This window comes from Agromyces aurantiacus (assembly GCF_016907355.1).
Lineage (GTDB): Bacteria > Actinomycetota > Actinomycetes > Actinomycetales > Microbacteriaceae > Agromyces > Agromyces aurantiacus.
Genome location: NZ_JAFBBW010000001.1, coordinates 2,067,490 through 2,087,405 on the forward strand (window position 1 = coordinate 2,067,490; position 19,916 = coordinate 2,087,405).

At 72.7% G+C, this 19,916-nt stretch carries 18 protein-coding genes; 17 read left to right on the forward strand and 1 reads right to left on the reverse strand.

Features of this window, described 5'->3' with window-relative positions; translation table 11 throughout:
• The first annotated feature begins 30 nt into the window (after nucleotides 1-30).
• The 7 genes from hisB (at nucleotide 31) to JOD46_RS09815 (ending at nucleotide 9,907) form a co-directional block, all read left to right on the forward strand.
• Nucleotides 31-645: an imidazoleglycerol-phosphate dehydratase HisB gene (hisB, locus tag JOD46_RS09785; protein WP_204393799.1), complete on the forward strand. Its 615-nt coding sequence runs from the start codon at nucleotides 31-33 to the stop codon at nucleotides 643-645.
• On the forward strand, nucleotides 642-1,280 hold the full coding sequence (hisH, locus tag JOD46_RS09790) for an imidazole glycerol phosphate synthase subunit HisH (RefSeq protein ID WP_204393800.1): 639 nt from the start codon (nucleotides 642-644) through the stop codon (nucleotides 1,278-1,280). The genes hisB and hisH overlap by 4 nt, the downstream gene beginning before the upstream one ends.
• A gap of 103 nt (nucleotides 1,281-1,383) precedes the next feature.
• A complete protein-coding gene (priA, locus tag JOD46_RS09795; RefSeq protein ID WP_204393802.1) occupies nucleotides 1,384-2,130 on the forward strand; it encodes a bifunctional 1-(5-phosphoribosyl)-5-((5-phosphoribosylamino)methylideneamino)imidazole-4-carboxamide isomerase/phosphoribosylanthranilate isomerase PriA in 747 nt (248 codons plus the stop codon).
• Entirely contained in the window at nucleotides 2,114-2,908 is a 795-nt protein-coding gene (locus JOD46_RS09800; RefSeq protein ID WP_204393804.1) for an SseB family protein, read from the forward strand. The genes priA and JOD46_RS09800 overlap by 17 nt, the downstream gene beginning before the upstream one ends.
• A 107-nt stretch (nucleotides 2,909-3,015) precedes the next feature.
• A complete protein-coding gene (locus tag JOD46_RS09805; RefSeq protein WP_204393806.1) occupies nucleotides 3,016-4,443 on the forward strand; it encodes a pyridoxal phosphate-dependent decarboxylase family protein in 1,428 nt (475 codons plus the stop codon).
• Between the two features lie 45 nt (nucleotides 4,444-4,488).
• Complete coding sequence (locus JOD46_RS09810) at nucleotides 4,489-9,126, forward strand: ATP-dependent helicase (protein ID WP_204393808.1); 4,638 nt, start codon at nucleotides 4,489-4,491, stop codon at nucleotides 9,124-9,126.
• Nucleotides 9,127-9,130: 4 nt separating this feature from the next.
• Nucleotides 9,131-9,907 (forward strand): DNA-formamidopyrimidine glycosylase family protein, encoded by a 777-nt coding sequence (locus JOD46_RS09815; RefSeq protein ID WP_204393810.1) that lies wholly within the window; start codon nucleotides 9,131-9,133, stop codon nucleotides 9,905-9,907.
• Between the two features lie 7 nt (nucleotides 9,908-9,914).
• On the opposite strand, the gene JOD46_RS09820 is transcribed toward JOD46_RS09815, so the two are convergent.
• Nucleotides 9,915-10,325, reverse strand: a complete 411-nt coding sequence (locus JOD46_RS09820; protein ID WP_204393813.1) for a DUF1844 domain-containing protein — start codon at nucleotides 10,323-10,325, stop codon at nucleotides 9,915-9,917.
• A 230-nt stretch (nucleotides 10,326-10,555) separates the two neighbouring features.
• Here JOD46_RS09820 and infC point away from each other — a divergent pair, with 230 nt between their 5' ends.
• From infC to pheT, 10 genes are all read left to right on the forward strand, one after another.
• The gene (gene infC, locus JOD46_RS09825; RefSeq protein WP_204393815.1) at nucleotides 10,556-11,209 is read left to right on the forward strand and encodes a translation initiation factor IF-3; all 654 of its coding nucleotides are present in this window, start codon (nucleotides 10,556-10,558) and stop codon (nucleotides 11,207-11,209) included.
• 57 nt (nucleotides 11,210-11,266) lie between these two features.
• Complete coding sequence (gene rpmI, locus JOD46_RS09830) at nucleotides 11,267-11,461, forward strand: 50S ribosomal protein L35 (RefSeq protein ID WP_067949205.1); 195 nt, start codon at nucleotides 11,267-11,269, stop codon at nucleotides 11,459-11,461.
• Between the two features lie 29 nt (nucleotides 11,462-11,490).
• Nucleotides 11,491-11,877: a 50S ribosomal protein L20 gene (gene rplT, locus JOD46_RS09835; RefSeq protein WP_204393817.1), complete on the forward strand. Its 387-nt coding sequence runs from the start codon at nucleotides 11,491-11,493 to the stop codon at nucleotides 11,875-11,877.
• Nucleotides 11,878-11,959: 82 nt separating this feature from the next.
• Nucleotides 11,960-12,760, forward strand: a complete 801-nt coding sequence (locus JOD46_RS09840) for a TrmH family RNA methyltransferase (RefSeq protein ID WP_204393819.1) — start codon at nucleotides 11,960-11,962, stop codon at nucleotides 12,758-12,760.
• Between the two features lie 70 nt (nucleotides 12,761-12,830).
• Nucleotides 12,831-13,619 carry an amino acid ABC transporter ATP-binding protein gene (locus tag JOD46_RS09845; protein ID WP_204393821.1) on the forward strand — a complete coding sequence of 263 codons (789 nt, stop codon included), beginning with the start codon at nucleotides 12,831-12,833 and terminating at the stop codon, nucleotides 13,617-13,619.
• A gap of 64 nt (nucleotides 13,620-13,683) precedes the next feature.
• Nucleotides 13,684-14,562 (forward strand): glutamate ABC transporter substrate-binding protein, encoded by an 879-nt coding sequence (locus JOD46_RS09850; RefSeq protein WP_204393823.1) that lies wholly within the window; start codon nucleotides 13,684-13,686, stop codon nucleotides 14,560-14,562.
• Between the two features lie 80 nt (nucleotides 14,563-14,642).
• Nucleotides 14,643-15,290 carry an amino acid ABC transporter permease gene (locus tag JOD46_RS09855; RefSeq protein WP_204393825.1) on the forward strand — a complete coding sequence of 216 codons (648 nt, stop codon included), beginning with the start codon at nucleotides 14,643-14,645 and terminating at the stop codon, nucleotides 15,288-15,290.
• Complete coding sequence (locus JOD46_RS09860) at nucleotides 15,287-16,198, forward strand: amino acid ABC transporter permease (RefSeq protein WP_204393827.1); 912 nt, start codon at nucleotides 15,287-15,289, stop codon at nucleotides 16,196-16,198. The genes JOD46_RS09855 and JOD46_RS09860 overlap by 4 nt, the downstream gene beginning before the upstream one ends.
• A 40-nt stretch (nucleotides 16,199-16,238) precedes the next feature.
• Nucleotides 16,239-17,279 carry a phenylalanine--tRNA ligase subunit alpha gene (gene pheS / locus JOD46_RS09865; RefSeq protein ID WP_204393829.1) on the forward strand — a complete coding sequence of 347 codons (1,041 nt, stop codon included), beginning with the start codon at nucleotides 16,239-16,241 and terminating at the stop codon, nucleotides 17,277-17,279.
• Between the two features lie 71 nt (nucleotides 17,280-17,350).
• Entirely contained in the window at nucleotides 17,351-19,876 is a 2,526-nt protein-coding gene (gene pheT / locus JOD46_RS09870; RefSeq protein WP_204393832.1) for a phenylalanine--tRNA ligase subunit beta, read from the forward strand.
• Nucleotides 19,877-19,916: the final 40 nt, after the last annotated feature.

The window sequence follows — 19,916 nt, forward strand, 5'->3', positions numbered from 1 at the left end:
CCCCACGACCTGCCTGAATAGGATGACCGCATGACCACGGACCGCCCCGCGCGCACCGCGCGCGTGCAGCGCGAGACCAGCGAGTCGAGCATCGACCTCTCGATCGACCTCGACGGCACCGGCACGAGCGACATCGAGACGAGCGTGCCCTTCTACGACCACCTGCTCACGGCGTTCGCGAAGCACTCGCTGACCGACCTCACCGTGCGGGCACGGGGTGACATCGAGATCGACGTGCACCACACCGTCGAGGATGTGGGCATCGTCCTCGGCACCGCCATCCGCCAGGCCCTCGGCGACAAGCGCGGCATCTCGCGGTACGGCGACGCGCTCGTGCCGCTCGACGAGGCGCTCGCGCAGGCCGTGGTCGACATCTCGGGCCGCCCCTACCTGGTGCACACGGGCGAGCCCGCGGGCTTCGAGTTCCACCTCATCGGCGGGCACTTCACGGGCTCGATGGTGCGACACGTGTTCGAGGCGATCACGTCCAACGCCGGCCTGACCGTGCACGTGAACGTCCTCGGCGGCCGCGACCCGCACCACATCGCCGAGGCCGAGTTCAAGGCGTTCGCGCGCGCGTTCCGGCAGGCGAAGGCCTGGGACCCGCTCGTGACCGGCATCCCCTCGACCAAGGGCGCCCTGTGAGCGCCGTGCGCCGCGTGGCCGTGCTCGACTACGGGTCGGGGAACGTGCACTCTGCCGCGAAGGCGCTCGAGCGTGCGGGCGCCGAGATCGAGCTCACCTCCGACCGCCGCGTCGCGATGGAGGCCGACGGGCTCGTCGTGCCCGGCGTCGGCGCGTTCAAGGCCGTGATGGACCAGCTGCGCGCCGTCCGCGGCGACGAGGTGATCGACCGGCGACTCGCGGGCGGCCGCCCCGTGCTCGGCATCTGCGTGGGCATGCAGGTGCTCTTCGAGCGCGGGGTCGAGCGCGGCGTCGACACCGAGGGCCTCGGCGAGTGGCCGGGCACCGTGACCGAGCTGCCGAGCCCCGTGCTGCCGCACATGGGCTGGAACACGGTCGAGCCCGACCCGCATTCGGTGCTCTTCGAGGGCGTCGAGGACGAGCGGTTCTACTTCGTGCACTCGTACGCGGCGCAGGAGTGGCACCTCGACGTCATCCCGCCCTTCCTGAAGCCCGCGCTCACGTGGGCCGAGCACGGCGGCCGCTTCCTCGCCGCCGTCGAGAACGGGCCGCTGTCGGCGACCCAGTTCCACCCCGAGAAGTCCGCCGACGCCGGCATCCGGCTGCTGTCGAACTGGATCCGCTCGCTGGCGTGACGCCGCGGGACCTCAGGTTCGTCACGACCGGCACCGTGCGGACTAGGATGCTGTGACTGTGCCGAAGCCGCCGGATTTCGCGGCATCCGATTCGAGGACAGTGATGAGTGAGTTCAGCAAGACCCCCCGCCTGGTGCTGCTTCCGGCGGTGGACGTGGCCGGCGGCAAGGCCGTCCGCCTGACGCAGGGCGAGGCGGGCACCGAGACCAGCTACGGCGACCCCGTCGACGCCGCGAGCGACTGGGCCGACCAGGGCGCCGAGTGGATCCACCTCGTCGACCTCGACGCGGCGTTCGGCCGCGGCTCCAACGCGGGCGTGCTGAAGAAGGTCATCCGCCAGGTCCGCGGCGTGAACGTCGAGCTCTCGGGCGGCATCCGCGACGACGCCTCGCTCGAGCACGCGCTCGAGATCGGCGCCAAGCGCATCAACCTCGGCACCGCGGCCCTGGAGAATCCCGAGTGGGCGGCCTCCGTCATCGCGCAGTACGGCGAGGCCATCGCCATCGGCCTCGACGTGCGCGGACACACGCTCGCCGCGCGCGGCTGGACCAAGGACGGCGGGGACCTCTGGCAGGTCATGGACCGGCTCGAGGAGGCGGGCGCGGCGCGCTACGTCGTCACCGACGTCACGAAGGACGGCACCCTGCAGGGCCCGAACCTCGAGCTGCTCCGCCAGATCATGGACCGCACGCACCGGCCCGTCATCGCGTCGGGCGGTGTCTCGAGCCTCGACGACATCGCCGCGCTGCGCGAGCTCGTGCCGCAGGGCCTCGAGGGCGCCATCATCGGCAAGGCCCTCTACGCGGGCGCGTTCACGCTGCCCGAGGCCCTGGATGTCGCATCCCACTGACCCCACGGCCGATTCGGCCGGTCGCCCGTGGGCGGGCCGGTCGTTCCAGGCGAACCCGCACGCGGCCGACGACGGGCGGATGCCCGCCGAACTCGGCGCCGCGCTGGCCCGCTTCCGCTCGGGTGACGGCGGGCAGGCCGACGTGGTCGCCGCCTTCGGTCGCTCGCGCCTGCTGATCCCGCTGCTCGCCGAGCTCGGCGACGGGGGCTCCGAGATCGGCGCGCACGGATACGCCGTCGACAAGAGCCAGGAACTCTCGATCGTGACGGTCGAGGGGCCCGACGGGCGGCGCGTGCTCCCGGTGTTCGGCTCCGTCGAGGCGATGGCGCGGTGGAATCCGGCCGCGCGACCGGTGCCGGCCGACGGCGTGCCGGTCGCGCTCGCCGCGGCCGACGACGGCACCGAGCTCGTCGTGCTCGACCCGGCGTCCGAGACGGAGTTCGTGCTGCGGCGCCCGGCGGTGTGGTCGGTGGCCCAGCAGGCGCCCTGGCGCCCGCCGTTCGAGTCCGACGACGTGCGTGCCGCGTTCGAGCGTTCGATCGCCGGCGAGCTGGCGGTGCTCGGCGTCGAGCTCGAGCCCGGCGATCCCGATGCGCGTCTCGCCGGCCCCGAACTCGTCGTCCGGCTCCGGCTGGTCGCGGGGCTCACGCGGGCCGAGCTCGACGCGACGACGACCCGGCTCGCCCGGAGGTGGTCGGAGGAGGACGCGATCGCGACCGGCGTCGACTCGCTCGCGGTGCGCCTGGTCGGCGGCGGTGCCGCCGGACGAGCCGGCTGATCCGGCGTCGACGACGGTCGCCGGTGGTCCGGGACGTCCCTGATTGACGACCCGTGGGTGCCGGAGCATGATCGGGATGCGCGATGCCGCGCGGAATCAGGTGGATCATGCCAGACCTCTCGCCCGCCGGAGCCGTCCCCGCTCCGCCCGCCCTCCAGCCCCCCGACGAGGCCCTCCTCGACCTCGCGCATCGCCGTGCCGCCGAGTGGCTCGACGCGCTGCCCGAACGTCCGATCCCGCCGCGCGCGACCGTCGACCGGATGCTCGACGAGCTCGGCCGCGACCTGCCCGAGCACGGCGAGCCGGCCGACGAGGTCATCGCGCGACTCGCCGACCGCATCGAGCCCGGCCTCATGGCCATGGGCTCGCCGCGCTTCTACGGCTGGGTGATCGGCGGCACGCAGCCCGTCGCGCTCGCCGCCGACTGGCTGGTCTCGGCGTGGGACCAGAACACCGGCCTGCGCAACGTGACGCCCGGGACCGTCGCGGTCGAGGAGATCGCCGCGGCGTGGGTCCTCGAGCTCCTCGGCCTGCCGGCCGAGAGCGAGGTCGGCTTCGCCACGGGCGCCACGACCGCGCAGTTCGCGTGCCTCGCAGCGGCGCGCGACGACGTCCTGCGCCGGGCCGGGTGGGATGTCGCGACCGACGGCCTCGCGGGCGGCCCGCGCGTGCGCTTCGTGGTCGGCGCCGAGCGGCACGGCACGATCGACCTCGCCGGGCGCTACCTCGGGCTGGGCGCGCCGATCGAGGTGGCCTGCGACGACCAGGGCCGCATCCGGCCCGACGCGCTGCGCGAGGTGCTCGCGTCGGGCGCCGGGCCCGCCGTCGTGTGCCTGCAGGCGGGCAACATCCACTCGGGCGCCTTCGACCCGTTCGTCGAGGCCTGCCGTGTCGCGCACGAGGCGGGCGCGTGGGTGCACGTCGACGGCGCGTTCGGCCTGTGGGCGGCGGCATCCCCGCGCCTGCGTCGCCTCACCGAGGGGCTCGCCGACGCCGACTCGTGGTCGACCGACGCGCACAAGACCCTGAACGTGCCGTACGACTGCGGCATCGCGATGGTGCGAGACGGCGCGGCCCTGCGCCATGCCCTGAGCATGCACGCGAGCTACCTGCAGGCCACCGAGGTCGGCGCCGATCCGCACGAGAAGGTCGCCGAGCTGTCGCGTCGCGCGCGCGGCGTGCCGACGTGGGCGGTGCTGCGCCACCTCGGCCGTGACGGCGTCGCCGACCTGATCGACCGGCTCGCGGGCTCGGCGCGGATCATCGCGGAGGGCGTCGGCGGGCTGCCCGGCGTCGAGGTCCTGAACGACGTGGTGTTCACGCAGGTCTGCATCGCGCTCGAGGACGACGCCGCGACCGAGGCCCTCAGCGCGAGGCTGTGGGCCGACGGCGAGGTGCTCGCGATGACCTCGCGCTGGCACGACCGCGCGGTCGTGCGCTTCTCGGTCAGCAACTGGGGCACGGATGCCGCGCAGGCGCGCCGCACGGTCGCGGCGGTCGAGCGCGCGCTCGTCGCGGTGCGCGCCGGAACCTGAGCGCGACCCGGCGACGGTGTCGGTGGCATCCGCTTGAATGGTGGGATGACCGGGGCGCTCGATTCGTTCGCGCCCGCGACGCGGGCGTGGTTCACCGAGTCGTTCCGCGAGCCCACCCCCGTGCAGGATGCCGCCTGGCGCGCGATCTCGCGCGGCGAGCACGCGCTCGTGGTCGCCCCGACCGGCTCGGGCAAGACGCTCGCGGCGTTCCTCTCGGCGATCGACCGGCTGCACCACGCGCCGGCGCCGGCACCGGTGGTCGACGAGGTGACGGGCGAGGTGCTCGAGGCCGTGCCGCGTGCGACGCGCGTGGTGTACCTCTCGCCGCTCAAGGCCCTCGGCGTCGACGTCGAGCGCAACCTCCGGGCGCCGCTCGTCGGCATCGGCCGGACGGCCGCGGCGATGGGCGTCGAGGTGCCCGAGGTCACGGTCGGCGTGCGATCGGGCGACACGTCGCCGACCGACCGGCGCGCGCTCGTGAAGCGCCCGCCCGACATCCTCATCACGACGCCCGAGTCGCTCTTCCTCATGCTCACGTCGCAGGCACGCGAGACGCTCGCGGGGGTCGAGACCGTGATCGTCGACGAGATCCACGCGCTGGCGGGCACCAAGCGCGGCGCGCACCTCGCGCTCTCGCTCGAACGCCTCGACGAGCTGATCGGCACGCCCGTGCAGCGCATCGGCCTGTCGGCGACCGTGCGGCCGCATGAGGAGGTCGCGCGGTTCCTCAGCGGCACCCGGCCGGTGACGATCGTCGCGCCGCCGTCGGGGAAGCGGTTCGACCTGAAGGTCACGGTGCCCGTCGACGACCTCGCCGACCTGTCGGGCGAGGCGGGCGGGTCGGTGTGGCCGCACGTCGAGGAGGCCATCCTCGACGAAGTGCTTGCGCACCGGTCGACGATCGTCTTCGCCAACTCCCGGCGGCTCGCCGAGCGCCTCACGGCCCGGCTCAACGAGCTCTGGGCCGAGCGCACGGCCGAGCCCGAGCCCGAGTCGATCCTCGAGCCCGCGCCGGTGCTCGGGCCCGCGCTCGAGGCGGCGCTCGACGTTGCGCCCGTCCGCGAGCCCGTGCTCGAGGCGATCGGCGCCCGCCGGTCGCCGGCCGCGCTGCCGGGCGCGTCGGGCATCACCGCGGGCGCCGAACCCGTGATCGCCCGTTCGCACCACGGCTCGGTCAGCAAGGAGGAGCGGGCGCTCGTCGAGGCCGACCTCAAGGCCGGCCGGCTGAAGTGCGTCGTCGCGACCTCGAGCCTCGAGCTCGGCATCGACATGGGCGCGGTCGACCTCGTGATGCAGGTCGAGTCGCCGCCGTCGGTCGCGAGCGGGCTGCAGCGGATCGGCCGCGCGGGTCACCAGGTCGGCGAGGTCTCGAAGGGGCTGCTCTTCCCCAAGCACCGGGCCGACCTATTGCACTCCGCGGTCGTCGCCGAGCGGATGGTGGCGGGCTCGATCGAGCCGCTCCGCATCCCGGCGAACCCCCTCGACGTGCTCGCGCAGCAGACCGTGGCCGCCGCGGCGGTCGACGAGTGGGACGTCGAGCACTGGTTCGACGTCGCCCGCCGCGCCGCGCCGTTCCACACCCTGCCGCGCTCGGCGTTCGACGCGACGCTCGACCTCCTCGCGGGCCGCTACCCCTCCGATCGCTTCGGCGAGCTGCGGCCGCGGCTCATCTGGGATCGCGATGCCGGCACGATCACCGGGCGGCGTGGCGCGCAGCGGCTCGCGGTCACGAGCGGCGGGACCATCCCCGACCGCGGCCTGTTCGGCGTCTTCATGATCGGCGACGCCGGGCCGGGCCGGCGCGTCGGCGAGCTCGACGAGGAGATGGTCTACGAGTCGCGCGTCGGCGACGTGTTCGCGCTCGGCGCGACGAGCTGGCGCATCCAGGAGATCACGCACGACCGCGTCCTCGTCTCCCCGGCATTCGGCGAGCCCGGTCGCCTGCCCTTCTGGAAGGGCGACGGCATCGGGCGGCCGGCCGAGCTCGGCGAGGCGATCGGCGGCTTCATCGGCGAACTCGCGGGATCCGAGCCGTCCGTCGCCCTCGCACGCTGCGAGGCCGCCGGGCTCGACGCGCGCGCGAGCGCGAACCTCGTGCGCTTCATCGCCGACCAGCGCGACGCGACCCGCGTCGTGCCCGATGCCGTGAACCTCGTGGTCGAGCGGTTCCGCGACGAGCTCGGCGACTGGCGCATCGTGCTGCACTCGCCGTACGGCATGCGCGTGCACGCGCCCTGGGCGCTCGCGGTCGACGCGCGCGTGCAGGAGCGGTTCGGCATCGAGTCGCACGCCGTCGCGAGCGATGACGGCATCGTGCTGCGCCTGCCCGACACCGCCGACGAGCCGCCCGGCAGCGAGCTCTTCGAGTTCGACCCGGCCGAGCTGGCCCAGCTCGCAACCGAGCGCGTGGGCGACTCGGCCCTGTTCGCGTCGCGCTTCCGCGAGTGCGCCGCGCGGGCGCTGCTGCTGCCGAGGCAGAACCCCGGCCGGCGGTCGCCGCTCTGGCAGCAGCGGCAGAAGGCCTCGCAGCTGCTCGAGGTGGCGCGCGACTTCCCCGACTTCCCGATCGTGCTCGAGGCCGTGCGCGAATGCCTCCAGGACGTCTACGACCTCCCGGCGCTCACCGCCCTCGCCGAGCGCATCCGCTCGCGGCGCGTGCGATTCCTCGACGTCGCGACCGACACCGCGAGCCCGTTCGCGGCGAGCCTGCTGTTCGGGTACGTCGGCGCGTTCATGTACGAGGGCGACGCCCCGCTCGCCGAGCGTCGCGCGGCCGCGCTCTCGCTCGACCCGGGCCTGCTCGCCGAGCTGCTCGGCACCGTCGAGCTGCGCGAGCTGCTCGATCCCGCCGTGGTCGAGGAGATCGAGCAGATGCTGCAGCGCCGCCATCCCGACCGGCTCGCCACGGGCGAGGAGGGCGTCGCCGACCTGCTGCGCGAACTCGGCCCGCTCACGGCGGCGGAGATCGCCGAACGGGTCGACGAGGCGACGGATGCCACGGCCGGCGTCGCCGCGCTCGTGGCTGCCAGGCGCGCGGCGAGGGTGCGGTTCGCGGGCGAGGAGTGGGTCGTCCCCGTCGAGGATCTCAGCCGGCTGCGCGACGCGCTCGGCGTACCCATCCCGCCCGGGCTGCCCGAGGCGTTCGGCGAGGCCGTCCGCGACCCGCTCGGCGACCTCGTGAGCCGGTACGCGCGCACGCACGGGCCGTTCACGACGCACGCGGTGGCCGAGCGGTTCGGCATCGGCATCGCGGTCGCGCAGTCCGCGCTCGCGCGGCTCGCGGGCGATCGGCGGCTCGTGGAGGGCGCGTTCCTCCCGCACGGCTCCGGCTCCGAGTGGTGCGATCCCGAGGTGCTGCGGCGGCTGCGCCGGCGCTCGCTCGCGGCGCTCCGCGAGGAGGTCGAGCCGGTTCCGCCGCGCGAGTTCGCGCGGTTCCTGCCCGACTGGCAGCACGTGGGCGGCCGGCTGCGCGGGGTCGACGGCGTCGCCGCGGTCGTCGAGCAGCTCGAGGGCGTCCGCATCCCCGCATCGGCGTGGGAGTCGTTCGTGCTGCCCGCTCGCGTCGGGGACTACCGGCCCGAGATGCTCGACGAGCTGACCGCGAGCGGCGAGGTGCTCTGGGTGGGGCAGGCCTCGCTCGCGGGCGACGACGGCTGGCTGAGCCTGCACTTGGCCGACACCGCGAAGCTGACGATGCCCGCCCCGGTCGACCAGCCGCTCGACGCGCTCGAGACCGAGCTCCTCGCAACGCTCGGCGGCGGAGGCGCGTACTTCTTCCGCCAGCTCGTCGACGCGGTCGGTGCGAGTGACGAGGGCGCCGTGCTCGACGCGCTGTGGCGGCTCGCGTGGTCGGGGCTCGTCACGAACGACACGTTCGCGCCCGTCCGCGGGCTGCTGCTCGGCGGCGGTGCGCACAAGACGAAGGCGCCCGCGCCGCGCGCACGGGTGCGTGGCCGGTCCCTCTCGCGTCGGGCCCTCGCGACCGCCGCGGCCGCCGCCGAGGGGGCGCGCAGCCCTCGGTCGGTGCCGCCCCGCGCCGCCGGCCGCTGGTCGATCCTGCCCGTGCCGAGCGACGCGGCCACGCCGCGCGCGCACGCGCTCGGCGAGACGCTGCTCGAGCGCTACGGCGTCGTGACCCGCGGATCCGTCGTCGCCGAGGACATCCTCGGCGGGTTCGCGCTCGCGTACCGCACGCTCGCGGGCTTCGAGGAGACCGGGCGCGTGCGCCGGGGCTACTTCATCGACGGCCAGGGCGGCGCGCAGTTCGCCACGAGCTTCGCGGTCGACCGGCTCCGCCAGGCGCCGGCCGGCGGGGCGGCCGTGCTCGCCGCGACCGACCCCGCCAACCCCTTCGGGGGCGCGCTCGACTGGCCCGAGCCCCTCGCCGAGCTCGGGCACCGACCGGCGCGCAAGTCCGGGGCGCTCGTCGCGATCGTCGACGGCGAGGCGGTGTTCTACCTCGAGCGAGGCGGCCGCACGGCGCTCGTCTTCAGCGACGACGAGGAGGCGCTTTCGGCCGGCGCGACCGCGCTGGCCGAGGCGGTCGCGCGGGCGCGCGGCGCGCGGTTCCGGGTGGAGTCGGTCAACGGGCAGGCGGTGTACGGCTCGGTGCTCGAGCTGCCGCTGCGTGCCGCCGGATTCCGCGAGACGCCGCAGGGCCTCCGCTTCGACGCGAGGAGCTGACCGGATGCCCGAGGGCGACACCGTCTTCCGTGCCGCGCACCGGCTCGACGCCGCACTGGCCGGCCGGTTGGTCACGCGCAGCGACCTCCGCGTGCCCGAGTACGCGACGGTCGACTTGCACGGCCTTCCCATCCACTCCGTCGGCAGCCGTGGCAAGCACCTGCTCATGCGCATCGGCGACGTGGTGCTGCACTCGCACCTGAAGATGGAGGGGGAGTGGCGCGTGCTCCGCCCGGGCCAGAAGTGGCCCAAGCCCGCGTTCCGGGCACGCGCCGTCATCGAGACGCCCGACGCCACGGCGATCGGCTTCGACCTCGGGCTGGTGGAGGTGTTCGCTGCGTCCGAGGAGGCCGACCGGCTGGGGTACCTCGGCCCCGACCTCCTCGGCCCCGACTGGGACGCGGCCGAAGCGGTACGGCGGCTCGCGGCCACGCCCGAGGTGCCGGCCGCGGTCGCGCTGGGCGACCAGCGCAACCTCGCAGGGCTCGGCAACGTGCTCGTCAACGAGGTGTGCTTCCTGCGCGGCATCCGGCCCGACCGGCCGATCGGCGAGGTCGACCTGCCCGCGACGGTCGACCTCGCGCGCCGCGTCATCCACGCCAACCGCGACCGGCTCGAGCGCACGACGACCGGCGACACCCGCCCCGGGCGCCGCCTGTGGGTCTACGGCCGCGCGGGCGAGCCCTGCCGGCGCTGCGGAACGCGGATCCGGCACACGAGGCTGGGCCGCAACGACGTCGAACTGCGCGACACCTACTGGTGCCCGAGCTGCCAGCCCTGAGCGGCCGTCAAGAGACCGGGCCGGTCCACTTCTCGCCCGGACCCTGGCCGATCGGGTCGGGGATCGTCGAGGCCTCGCGGAACGCCAGCTGCAGCGAACGCAGTCCGTCGCGCAGCGAGCGCGCGTGCATGTCGCTGATCTCGGGCGCACCCGCCGTGATCAGCCCGGCGAGCGCGTTGATGAGCTTGCGCGCCTCGTCGAGGTCGGTCTGCGCGGCGGGGTCGTCGGCCAGCCCGACCTTGACGGCGGCCGCGCTCATGAGGTGCACGGCCGCGGTCGTGATGACCTCGACCGCGGGCACCTCGGCGATGTCGCGTGTGGCGTCGGCGACGGCCTGCCCGGAGTCGGCGGCCTCGGAGTGGTCGGCGTGGTCGGCGTGGTCGGGCGCACGCGTGGGCTCGGGCGAAGTGTCGCTCACCGGGGGATTCCTCTGCTAGACTACTGCGGGCTCCGGGGCCAGTCCCCGGTACGAAAGTGGAGAGACTCCCACCCGCGCATACCGCTTCATCAAGGTTACCGGGTCGTTCGCACTCCCCTTCCCCGCTCGCGCGGGGGAGGAGCAAGGGTGCCGCATGAGCCCGCGATGAGAATCGCGGGGCGTCATCGCGTGGATTTCCGCTCTCGTCATCGGGCGGCATCCGTCTCCCGATGAGCTGGAAACCAGTTCGAGTAGAGGAGACACGCATCAGCGATCCGCGTACCAATGACCGTATCCGCGTCCCCGAGGTCCGCCTCGTGGGGCCTGGCGGAGAGCAGGTCGGCGTCGTGAAGATCGAGGTGGCACTGCGGCTCGCGCAGGAGGCCGACCTCGATCTCGTCGAAGTCGCGCCGAACTCCCGTCCGCCGGTCGTCAAGATCATGGACTACGGCAAGTACAAGTACGAGGCTGCGCAGAAGGCGAAGGAAGCCCGGCGCAACCAGGCGAACACGATCCTCAAGGAGGTTCGGTTCCGCCTCAAGATCGACAAGCACGACTACGAGACCAAGATGAAGCGCGCCGTCGGCTTCCTGAAGTCCGGCGACAAGGTCAAGGCCATGATCCTGTTCCGGGGTCGCGAGCAGTCGCGTCCCGAGATGGGCGTGCGCCTGCTGCAGCGCTTCGCGGAGGATGTCGCCGAGTTCGGCACCGTCGAGCACAATCCCACCATCGACGGCCGCAACATGGTCATGGTCATCGCTCCTCTGAAGAACAAGTCCGAGGCGAAGGCCGAGGCGAATGCACAGCGTGCTGCGGCGAAGCAGCGTCCGGCGGCCGAGGCCGCCGACGAGGCCCCGCAGTCGGCCGAGGCCACCGAGGCCTAGGCCAGCACCACGTCCGCCATCCCGCGGTGGCGGCAGAACCAAGGAGAGACACGAGAGATGCCGAAGCAGAAGACCCACTCCGGGTCCAAGAAGCGCTTCAAGGTCACCGGCAGCGGCAAGATCAAGAAGCAGCAGGCCGGTATGCGCCACAACCTCGAGGGCAAGTCCTCGGTGCGCACCCGCCGCCTGAACCAGGACAAGGTCGCCTCGGCGCCCGACACCAAGGTCATCAAGAAGCTGCTCGGTCGCTGAGCGACGAGACCCGTTAGGAAGTAAGAGCAATGGCAAGAGTCAAGCGCGCCGTCAATGCGCACAAGAAGCGTCGGGTCATCCTCGAGCGTGCCGAGGGCTACCGCGGTCAGCGGTCGCGCCTCTACCGCAAGGCGAAGGAGCAGGTCACCCACTCCCTCGTCTACTCGTACAACGACCGCCGCAAGAAGAAGGGCGACTTCCGTCGCCTGTGGATCCAGCGGATCAACGCTGCGGCCCGCCAGAACGGCATCACGTACAACCGCCTCATCCAGGGCCTCGGCCTCGCCGGCATCGAGGTCGACCGTCGCATCCTCGCCGAGCTCGCGGTCAACGAGCCCGGCACCTTCGCGGGCCTCGTCGAGGCGGCCAAGCAGGCGCTCCCGAGCGACGTGAACGCCCCGAAGAACGCGGCCTAGTCCGTCTCCTCCGGTACGTCAACGGCCCGGCATCCCGAGTGGGATGCCGGGCCGTTCGCCGTCTCCGCCATACACTGGCCACATGCTCGAGAACCCGAGATCGCCGCGCGTGCGGGCCGTCGCGAAGCTCGCGAAGAAACCGGCGCGCGTCGAGACGGGCATGTTCCTGCTCGAGGGGCCGCAGGCGGTGGCCGAGGCGCTGACCTACCGGCCGCAGCTCGTCGTCGAGCTCTACGCCACCCCGACCGCGCTCGAGCGCTACGCCGACATCGGCGACACGGCGATCGATGCGGGCGTCGACGTCGAGTTCGTCTCCGAGGAGGTCCTGAACGCGATGGCCGACACGGTCACGCCCCAGGGCTTCGTCGCGGTCTGCCACCAGTTCCCGACCGCCGTGAAGGACGTCTTCGCGGCAGAGCCGAAGCTCGTCGCGATCCTCGAAGAGGTCCGCGACCCGGGCAACGCGGGCACGATCGTCCGCGCCGCCGATGCCGCCGGTGCCGACGCGGTCGTGTTCACCGGCCGCGCGGTCGACCTCTACAACCCGAAGGTCGTGCGATCGTCGACCGGCTCGATCTTCCACCTGCCCGTCGCGGTCGGCGCCGAGCTCGAGGACGTCCTGGCCCGGGCCCGGGAGGCGGGGCTGACCATCCTCGCCGCCGACATCAAGGGCGACGACCTGCTCGAGGCGCGGCGCGAGGGCCTGCTCGCGCGCCCGACCGCGTGGCTGTTCGGCAACGAGGCGCGCGGTCTTCCCGAGGACCGGCTCGCGCTGGCCGATCGCGTGGTGACGGTGCCGATCTACGGGCACGCCGAGTCGATGAACCTCGCGACCGCGGCATCCGTCTGCCTCTACGAGAGCGCCTTCGCGCAGCGCAGCTGACGTCACGAAACGGTAACCCCCCGGTTTGGGCGGTGGCCGAGGAGCCCCGCCTCGCCCTAGTTTGGGGGGTATGCCTCCGGCCGACATCGCACCTGCAACGTCGAACATCTCGGTCCGTCGCGGCGAACCGCTCGTCGTCATCGACCACGTCGACAAGCACTACGGCGAACTCCACGTCCTGAACGACATCACCACGGTCGTCAACCGTGGCGAGGTCGTCGTCGTCATCGGCCCGTCGGGCTCCGGCAAGTCCACGCTGTGCCGCGCCATCAACCGGCTCGAGACCATCGACTCGGGCACGATCACGATCGACGGCGAGGTGCTGCCCGACGAGGGCGCGGGGCTCGCGAAGCTGCGCGCCGACGTCGGCATGGTCTTCCAGTCGTTCAACCTGTTCGCGCACAAGACCGTGCTCGAGAACGTGACGCTCGCGCCCATCAAGGTCAAGCGGATGTCGCGCAAGGACGCCGAGGCGAAGGCGATGGAGCTGCTCGAGCGCGTGGGCGTGGCCAACCAGGCCAAGAAGATGCCCGCGCAGCTCTCGGGCGGCCAGCAGCAGCGCGTCGCGATCGCGAGGTCGCTCGCGATGAACCCCAAGGTCATCCTGATGGACGAGCCGACCAGCGCGCTCGACCCCGAGATGATCAACGAGGTCCTCGACGTCATGGTCGGGCTGGCCGAGCAGGGCATGACGATGATCGTCGTGACCCACGAGATGGGGTTCGCCCGGCGCGCGGCCGACCGCGTGCTGTTCATGGCCGACGGGCGCATCGTCGAGGAGGCGGCGCCGGCCCAGTTCTTCGACCACCCGCAGTCCGACCGCGCGAAGGACTTCCTGTCTAAGATCCTCGAGCACTAGAGACCTCCGCGGCCACGAGCGGCGGAGCACACCCGAACGATTCACGAGAGATGAGGCACGAGAGATGAGACGCAGCAGAATCGCACTGGTGGCCGCGGCCGCGGCGACGGCCCTCCTGTTCAGCGGCTGCGCCGGCGACGCCGGTGCGCCCGGCGAGAGCGACGGAGCCGAGCCGAGCGTCGCCGAGACGCCCGAGTTCGACGAGGGCACGACCATGGCCAAGCTCGCCGACGCGGGCGAGGTCACCGTCGGCACGAAGTTCGACCAGCCGCTGTTCGGCCTCGTGGGCCCCGACGGCGTCCCCGTCGGCTTCGACGTCGAGATCGCGAAGATCATCGCCGGCAAGCTCGGCATCTCGCCCGACAAGATCAACTGGGTCGAGACCGTGTCGGCCAACCGCGAGCCGTTCATCGAGAACGGCCAGGTCGACTTCGTCGTCGCGACCTACACGATCAACGACAAGCGCAAGGAGGTCGTCGACTTCGCCGGGCCGTACTTCATCGCGGGCCAGTCGATCCTCGTGCTCGAGGGCAACGACACGATCAAGAGCGAGGACGACCTCGTCGGCCAGCCGGTGTGCTCGGTGACGGGCTCGACGCCGGCGGCCAACCTCAAGGAGCTCGGTGCCGAGGTCATCGAGACCGACACCTACAGCAACTGCCTCGAGCCGCTGCGCAGCGGCCAGGCCGTCGCCGTGTCGACCGACAACGTGATCCTCGCCGGGCTCATCGACCAGAACCCCGGCGAGTTCAAGCTCGTCGGCGAGCCGTTCACCGAGGAGCCGTACGGCATCGGCCTGAAGAAGGGCGATGACGACTTCCGGAACTTCATCAACGACGTGCTCGAGGCGTCGTACGACGACGGCTCCTACGAGGCCGCGTGGGATGCCACGGCCGGCAAGGTGCTCGAGTTCCGCGAGCCGCCGGCGGTCGACCGCTACTGATCGCCGCGGGGGTCCGGGCGTCGTCACGACGCCCGGACCTCCCGGGTCGGCGACGACCCGTCTGAACAGGAGGGACCGAGGTGGACGCGGTCATCGAGAACCTGCCCCTGTACCTGCAGGGGTTCGGCATGACGCTGCTGCTGCTCGTCGTGTCCGGCATCGCCGCGCTGGTGATCGGCACGCTGATCGCGGCCATGCGGATCTCGCCGGTCGCGTCGCTGCGCGGCTTCGCGACGGTGTACACCGAGCTCGTCCGCAACACGCCGCTCACGCTCGTGCTGTTCTTCTGCGCCTTCGTGCTGCCGCAGCTCGGCTCCCGGCTCGATTACGCGACGGCCGCGATCATCGGCCTGTCGGTCTACACCTCGCCGTTCGTCGCCGAGGCCCTGCGCTCGGGCGTCAACGGCGTGCCCGTCGGCCAGGCCGAGGCCGCGCGAAGCGTCGGCTTCGGGTTCTCGCAGACGGTGTCGCTCATCGTTCTGCCCCAGGCGTTCCGCATGACCATCCCGCCGCTGATCAACGTGTTCATCGCGTTGACGAAGAACACCTCGGTCGCGGGCGGCTTCTTCGTGGTCGAGCTGTTCGCCGTCGGCCGCACGCTCGCGAACGCGAACGGCGACGCGGTCATCGCGATCCTGCTCGGCGTCGCGACCTTCTACCTGCTCATCACCGTGCCGCTCGGCCTGCTCGCGGCACGCCTGGAACGACGTTGGGTGGTGCAGCGATGACCGGATCGAGCGTCCTGTTCGACGCGCCCGGGCCGAAGGCCCGCCGCAACTCGCTGATCGCCTCCGTGGTCGGCGGGCTCGCCATCGCGGGCGGCCTGCTCTGGGTGGCCCTCACGCTGGCGGCGCCCCGCGGCGACCTCCCCGGCTACTTCGACCCGTCGCGGTGGGACATCTTCGCCGACCCGACCGTGTGGCGGTACATCTTCGTCGCGGGCGTGTGGGGCACGCTCCGGGCCGCGCTGACGGCGGCCGTGCTCGCGCTCATCCTCGGCGTCGTGTTCTCGCTGCTGCGCAGCGCGCAGCGCGCGTGGATCCGCATCCCGACGGCCGTGGTCCTCGAGTTCATCCGCGGCATGCCGGTGCTGCTGATGATGCTGTTCATCCTGCTCGTGCTGAGCACGGGCTCGTTCTGGGCGGTCGTGGCCGCGCTCGCGCTGTACAACGGCGTGCTCATCGGCGAGGCGCTGCGAGCGGGGCTCGCGGCACTGCCGCGCGGCCAGCGCGAGGCCGGGCTGAGCCTCGGCATGCGATCCATGCAGTCGAAGATGCTGATCGAGTTCCCGCAGGCGTTCCGCCAGATGCTGCCGATCATCATCGCGCAGCTCGTCGTGCTGCTGAAGGACACCTCGCTCGGCTACATCGTCGGCTACGTCGAGCTGCTGCGCGTCAACATGAACCAGCTCGCGAGCTTCTACGGCAACTACTACCTGTTCTCGTTCTTCGTCGTGACGCTCGTGCTGTACCTGGCGATGAACCTGTCGCTGTCGTGGTTCGCACGCTGGGTGGCGCGGCGCACCGAGCGTCGCACCGGCATGAAGCCGCCGAGTCCGGAAGACGAGGACCAGGCGATGCTGCGCGCGAAGGCGATCGCCGAGTCGCAGCAGACTCCGCAGGGCGGCGCGCTCTAGGCGTCGGGATGGCGCGGCCCGCCCACTAGACTCGTTCTTCGTGTCCGAGCCCCTCCAGATCACCGAACCGGCCGTCGAGGCCGCCGTCGAGGCGGCGCTCGCGGCGATCGCCGCGGCCGGCGACTCCGCCGCGCTGAAGGCCGTGCGCGCCGAGCACACGGGCGAGAAGTCCGAGCTCGCGCGCCTGAACGCCTCGCTGCGCACCGTGCCGAACGACCAGAAGGCCGCCCTCGGCAAGCTCGTGGGCTCCGCCCGCGGGCGCGTGAACCAGGCGTTCGCCGCGCGCGAGGCCGAGATCGTCGCCGCCGAGGCCGAGGCGCAGCTCGCGGCGGAGGCGGTGGACGTCACGGCGCTGCCGTCGCGGTTCACGCCGGGCGCGCGCCATCCGCTCACCCTGCTGCAGGACCGCGTGTGCGACGTCTTCACCGGGATGGGCTGGGAGATCGCGGAGGGCCCCGAGGTCGAGAGCGAGTGGTTCAACTTCGACGCCCTCAACTTCGACGCCGACCACCCGGCGCGCGCGATGCAGGACACCTTCTTCGTCGACCCGCCCGAGTCGCACCTCGTGCTGCGCACGCACACGAGCCCCGTGCAGGTGCGGTCGATGCTCGACCGCGAGGTGCCGATCTACGTGCTCGCCCCGGGCCGCGTGTACCGCACCGACGAGTTCGATGCGACCCACCTGCCGGTCTTCATGCAGTTCGAGGGCCTCGCGGTCGACCAGGGCCTCACCATGGCCCACCTCAAGGGCACGCTCGACCACTTCGTGAAGTCGATCTTCGGCGAGGACGCGAAGGTGCGCCTGCGACCCAGCTTCTTCCCCTTCACCGAACCGTCGGCCGAGCTCGACTTCTGGCACCCGACCTTCAAGGGCGGCGCGCGCTGGATCGAGTGGGGCGGCTGCGGCATGGTGCACCCCAACGTGCTCCGCGCCGCGGGGATCGACCCCGACGTCTACACGGGTTTCGCGTTCGGCATGGGCATCGAGCGCGGGCTCATGCTCCGCAACGACGTCTCGGACATGCGCGACATGGCCGAAGGCGACATCCGCTTCTCGCAGCAGTTCGGAATGGTGGTCTAGAGATATGCCCGAAGGCACGGCCCGCTCGGGCATCCGCTTCTCGCAGCAGTTCGGAATGGTGGTCTAGAGATATGCGAGTGCCGCTCAGCTGGCTCGCCGAGTACGTCGACCTGCCCCCGGGCACGTCCCTGGAGGACGTGCACGCCGCGCTCGTGCGCGTCGGACTCGAGGAGGAGGACGTCCACACGTTCGACCTCGAGGGCCCGATCGTCGTGGGCGAGGTGCTCGAGTTCGTCGAGGAGCCGCAGTCCAACGGCAAGACCATCCGCTGGTGCCAGGTGCGCGTCGCGCCCGACGGCGAGCGGGCGGCCGACGGCGGGGAGCCCGTGCACGGGATCGTGTGCGGCGCCCGCAACTTCTTCGTCGGCGACAAGGTCGTGGTGACGCTGCCCGGCGCCGTGCTGCCCGGGCCGTTCCCGATCGCCGCGCGGAAGACCTACGGACACGTCTCAGACGGCATGATCGCCTCGGCGCGCGAGCTCGGCCTCGGCGAGGACCACGACGGCATCCTGCGCCTGTCGACGCTCGGCATCGACGCGCCCGTCGGCACCGACGCGATCCACCTGCTGGGCCTCGACGACGCCGCGGTCGAGATCAACGTCACGCCCGACCGAGGCTACGCCTTCTCGATCCGCGGCGTGGCCCGCGAGTACGCTCACGCGACCGGGGCGGTCTACCGCGACCCGGCCGGGCAGGTCGAGGCCACCGAGGTCGCGACCGACGCGTTCCCCGTCGAGGTCCGCGACGAGGCGCCGATCCGCGGCCGCGTCGGCGCGAGCGTGTTCGCGACCCGCATCGTGCGCGGCATCGACCCGGCCCGCCCCACGCCGGCGTGGATGGTCGCGCGGCTCAAGCTGGCCGGCATCCGCTCGCTGTCCCTGCCCGTCGACATCACCAACTACGTGATGCTCGAGCTCGGCCAGCCGATCCACGGCTACGACCTCGACGCGCTGCAGGGTGGCATCGTGGTGCGCCGCGCGCAGCCGGGGGAGACGCTCGAGACGCTCGACGGCAAGGTGCGCACGCTCGACCCCGAGGACCTGCTGATCACCGACGACCGCGGCGCGATCGGCCTCGCGGGCGTCATGGGCGGCGCCTCGACCGAGATCGGCGAGACGACCCGCAACGTGCTGATCGAGGCGGCGAACTTCGACCCCGTGTCGATCGCGCGCACGGCCCGCCGGCACAAGCTGCCCAGCGAGGCGTCCAAGCGCTTCGAGCGCGGTGTCGATCCCGCGATCGCCGCGGCGGCGGCCGCGCGCGTCGCGCAGCTGCTCGTCGACCTCGCCGGAGGCACGGCCGACGCCGGCGGCTCGCTCCTGCACGCCGCGCCCGAGCGCGAGGCCATCCTGCTGTCCGACGGCTACATCACCGAGCTCATCGGCGTCGAGTACACGTCCGACGAGGTGCGCGACGCGCTCGCCGAGGTCGGCGGTCGGGTCACGGCCGTCGATGGCGGGCTCGAGGTCGTCCCGCCGACGTGGCGCCCCGACCTGACCGGCCGGGCCGAGCTGGCCGAGGAGGTCGCGCGCCTGCTCGGGTACGACCGGATCCCGTCGGTGCTCCCGGTCGCTCCGCCCGGTCGCGGGCTCACCCGCTCGCAGCGCGTGCGGCGCAGCGTCGCCGACGCGCTCGCGGCCGCCGGCGCGACCGAGGTGCTCGCGTTCCCGTTCGTGACCGAGGCCGACAACGCCCAGTTCGGTTCGACCGACGGGTCGCCCGTCGCGAGCGTGAAGCTCGCGAACGCCCTCGACGCCTCGGCGCCGTACCTGCGCCGCTCGCTGCTGCCCGGTCTCATCGGCGTCGCCCGGCGCAACCTCTCACGCGGCCTCACCGACCTCGATGTGTTCGAGCTCGGGCTGGTGTTCCTGCCCGAGACGGGGCGCGCCTACGGCTCCGCCGAGCTCCCGATCGGGTGGGAACGTCCTTCCGACGCGGTGCTCGAGGAGCTCGACGCGGGCATCCCGGCCCAGCCGCGGCACGTCGGCGTGCTGATGACCGGCGACCTCCGGCCGAAGCAGCCGGGCCGCGCCGCCGAGCCCGCCGGCATCGCCGACGCGCTCGACGCCGTCCGCCGCATCGCGCACGCCGCCGGCGCGGAGGTCGAGTTCGCGCAGGGTTCGCACCACGCGCTGCACCCGGGCCGTACGGCCGAGGTGCGCGTCGCGGACCGGCTCGTCGGCTACGCGGGCGAACTGCATCCCGAACTGGCCGCGGCCGCCGACCTGCCGCGCGTCGTCGCGGTGGCCGAGGTCGACCTCGACGCGATCCTCGAGCTCGCCGACCCGTCGGTCGAGGCGCGCCCGATCGGCACGCTGCCGGCCGCCACGCAGGACCTCTCGCTCGTCGTCGCCGCCGAGGTGCCCGCCGCGCGCGTGGCCGAGGCGGTGCGCGAGGGCGCGGGCGAGCTGCTCGAGGAGCTGCACCTCGTCGACGACTACCGCGGCCAGGGCGTGCCCGAGGGCGCCAAGAGCCTGACGTTCGCGCTGCGGTTCCGCGCCGCCGACCGCACGCTCACCGCGGCCGAGGCGAGCGAGGCCAAGCTCGCGGGAGCGGCGCTGGCCGCGGAGCGAACCGGGGCGGCGATCCGCGAGTAGCGGCATCCGGCACCAAGGGTGCCGCCGCGGGCGTCGCGGC

What these genes read in the sequence shown, in the direction of transcription:
- hisB (WP_204393799.1), top strand. Translation starts at nt 31, where the DNA reads ATGACCACGGACCGCCCCGCGCGCACCGCGCGCGTGCAGCGCGAGACC.
- priA (WP_204393802.1), top strand. Translation starts at nt 1,384, where the DNA reads ATGAGTGAGTTCAGCAAGACCCCCCGCCTGGTGCTGCTTCCGGCGGTG.
- JOD46_RS09800 (WP_204393804.1), top strand. Translation starts at nt 2,114, where the DNA reads ATGTCGCATCCCACTGACCCCACGGCCGATTCGGCCGGTCGCCCGTGG.
- JOD46_RS09805 (WP_204393806.1), top strand. Translation starts at nt 3,016, where the DNA reads ATGCCAGACCTCTCGCCCGCCGGAGCCGTCCCCGCTCCGCCCGCCCTC.
- JOD46_RS09810 (WP_204393808.1), top strand. Translation starts at nt 4,489, where the DNA reads ATGACCGGGGCGCTCGATTCGTTCGCGCCCGCGACGCGGGCGTGGTTC.
- JOD46_RS09815 (WP_204393810.1), top strand. Translation starts at nt 9,131, where the DNA reads ATGCCCGAGGGCGACACCGTCTTCCGTGCCGCGCACCGGCTCGACGCC.
- infC (WP_204393815.1), top strand. Translation starts at nt 10,556, where the DNA reads ATGAGCTGGAAACCAGTTCGAGTAGAGGAGACACGCATCAGCGATCCG.
- rpmI (WP_067949205.1), top strand. Translation starts at nt 11,267, where the DNA reads ATGCCGAAGCAGAAGACCCACTCCGGGTCCAAGAAGCGCTTCAAGGTC.
- rplT (WP_204393817.1), top strand. Translation starts at nt 11,491, where the DNA reads ATGGCAAGAGTCAAGCGCGCCGTCAATGCGCACAAGAAGCGTCGGGTC.
- JOD46_RS09840 (WP_204393819.1), top strand. Translation starts at nt 11,960, where the DNA reads ATGCTCGAGAACCCGAGATCGCCGCGCGTGCGGGCCGTCGCGAAGCTC.
- JOD46_RS09845 (WP_204393821.1), top strand. Translation starts at nt 12,831, where the DNA reads ATGCCTCCGGCCGACATCGCACCTGCAACGTCGAACATCTCGGTCCGT.
- JOD46_RS09850 (WP_204393823.1), top strand. Translation starts at nt 13,684, where the DNA reads ATGAGACGCAGCAGAATCGCACTGGTGGCCGCGGCCGCGGCGACGGCC.
- JOD46_RS09860 (WP_204393827.1), top strand. Translation starts at nt 15,287, where the DNA reads ATGACCGGATCGAGCGTCCTGTTCGACGCGCCCGGGCCGAAGGCCCGC.
- pheT (WP_204393832.1), top strand. Translation starts at nt 17,351, where the DNA reads ATGCGAGTGCCGCTCAGCTGGCTCGCCGAGTACGTCGACCTGCCCCCG.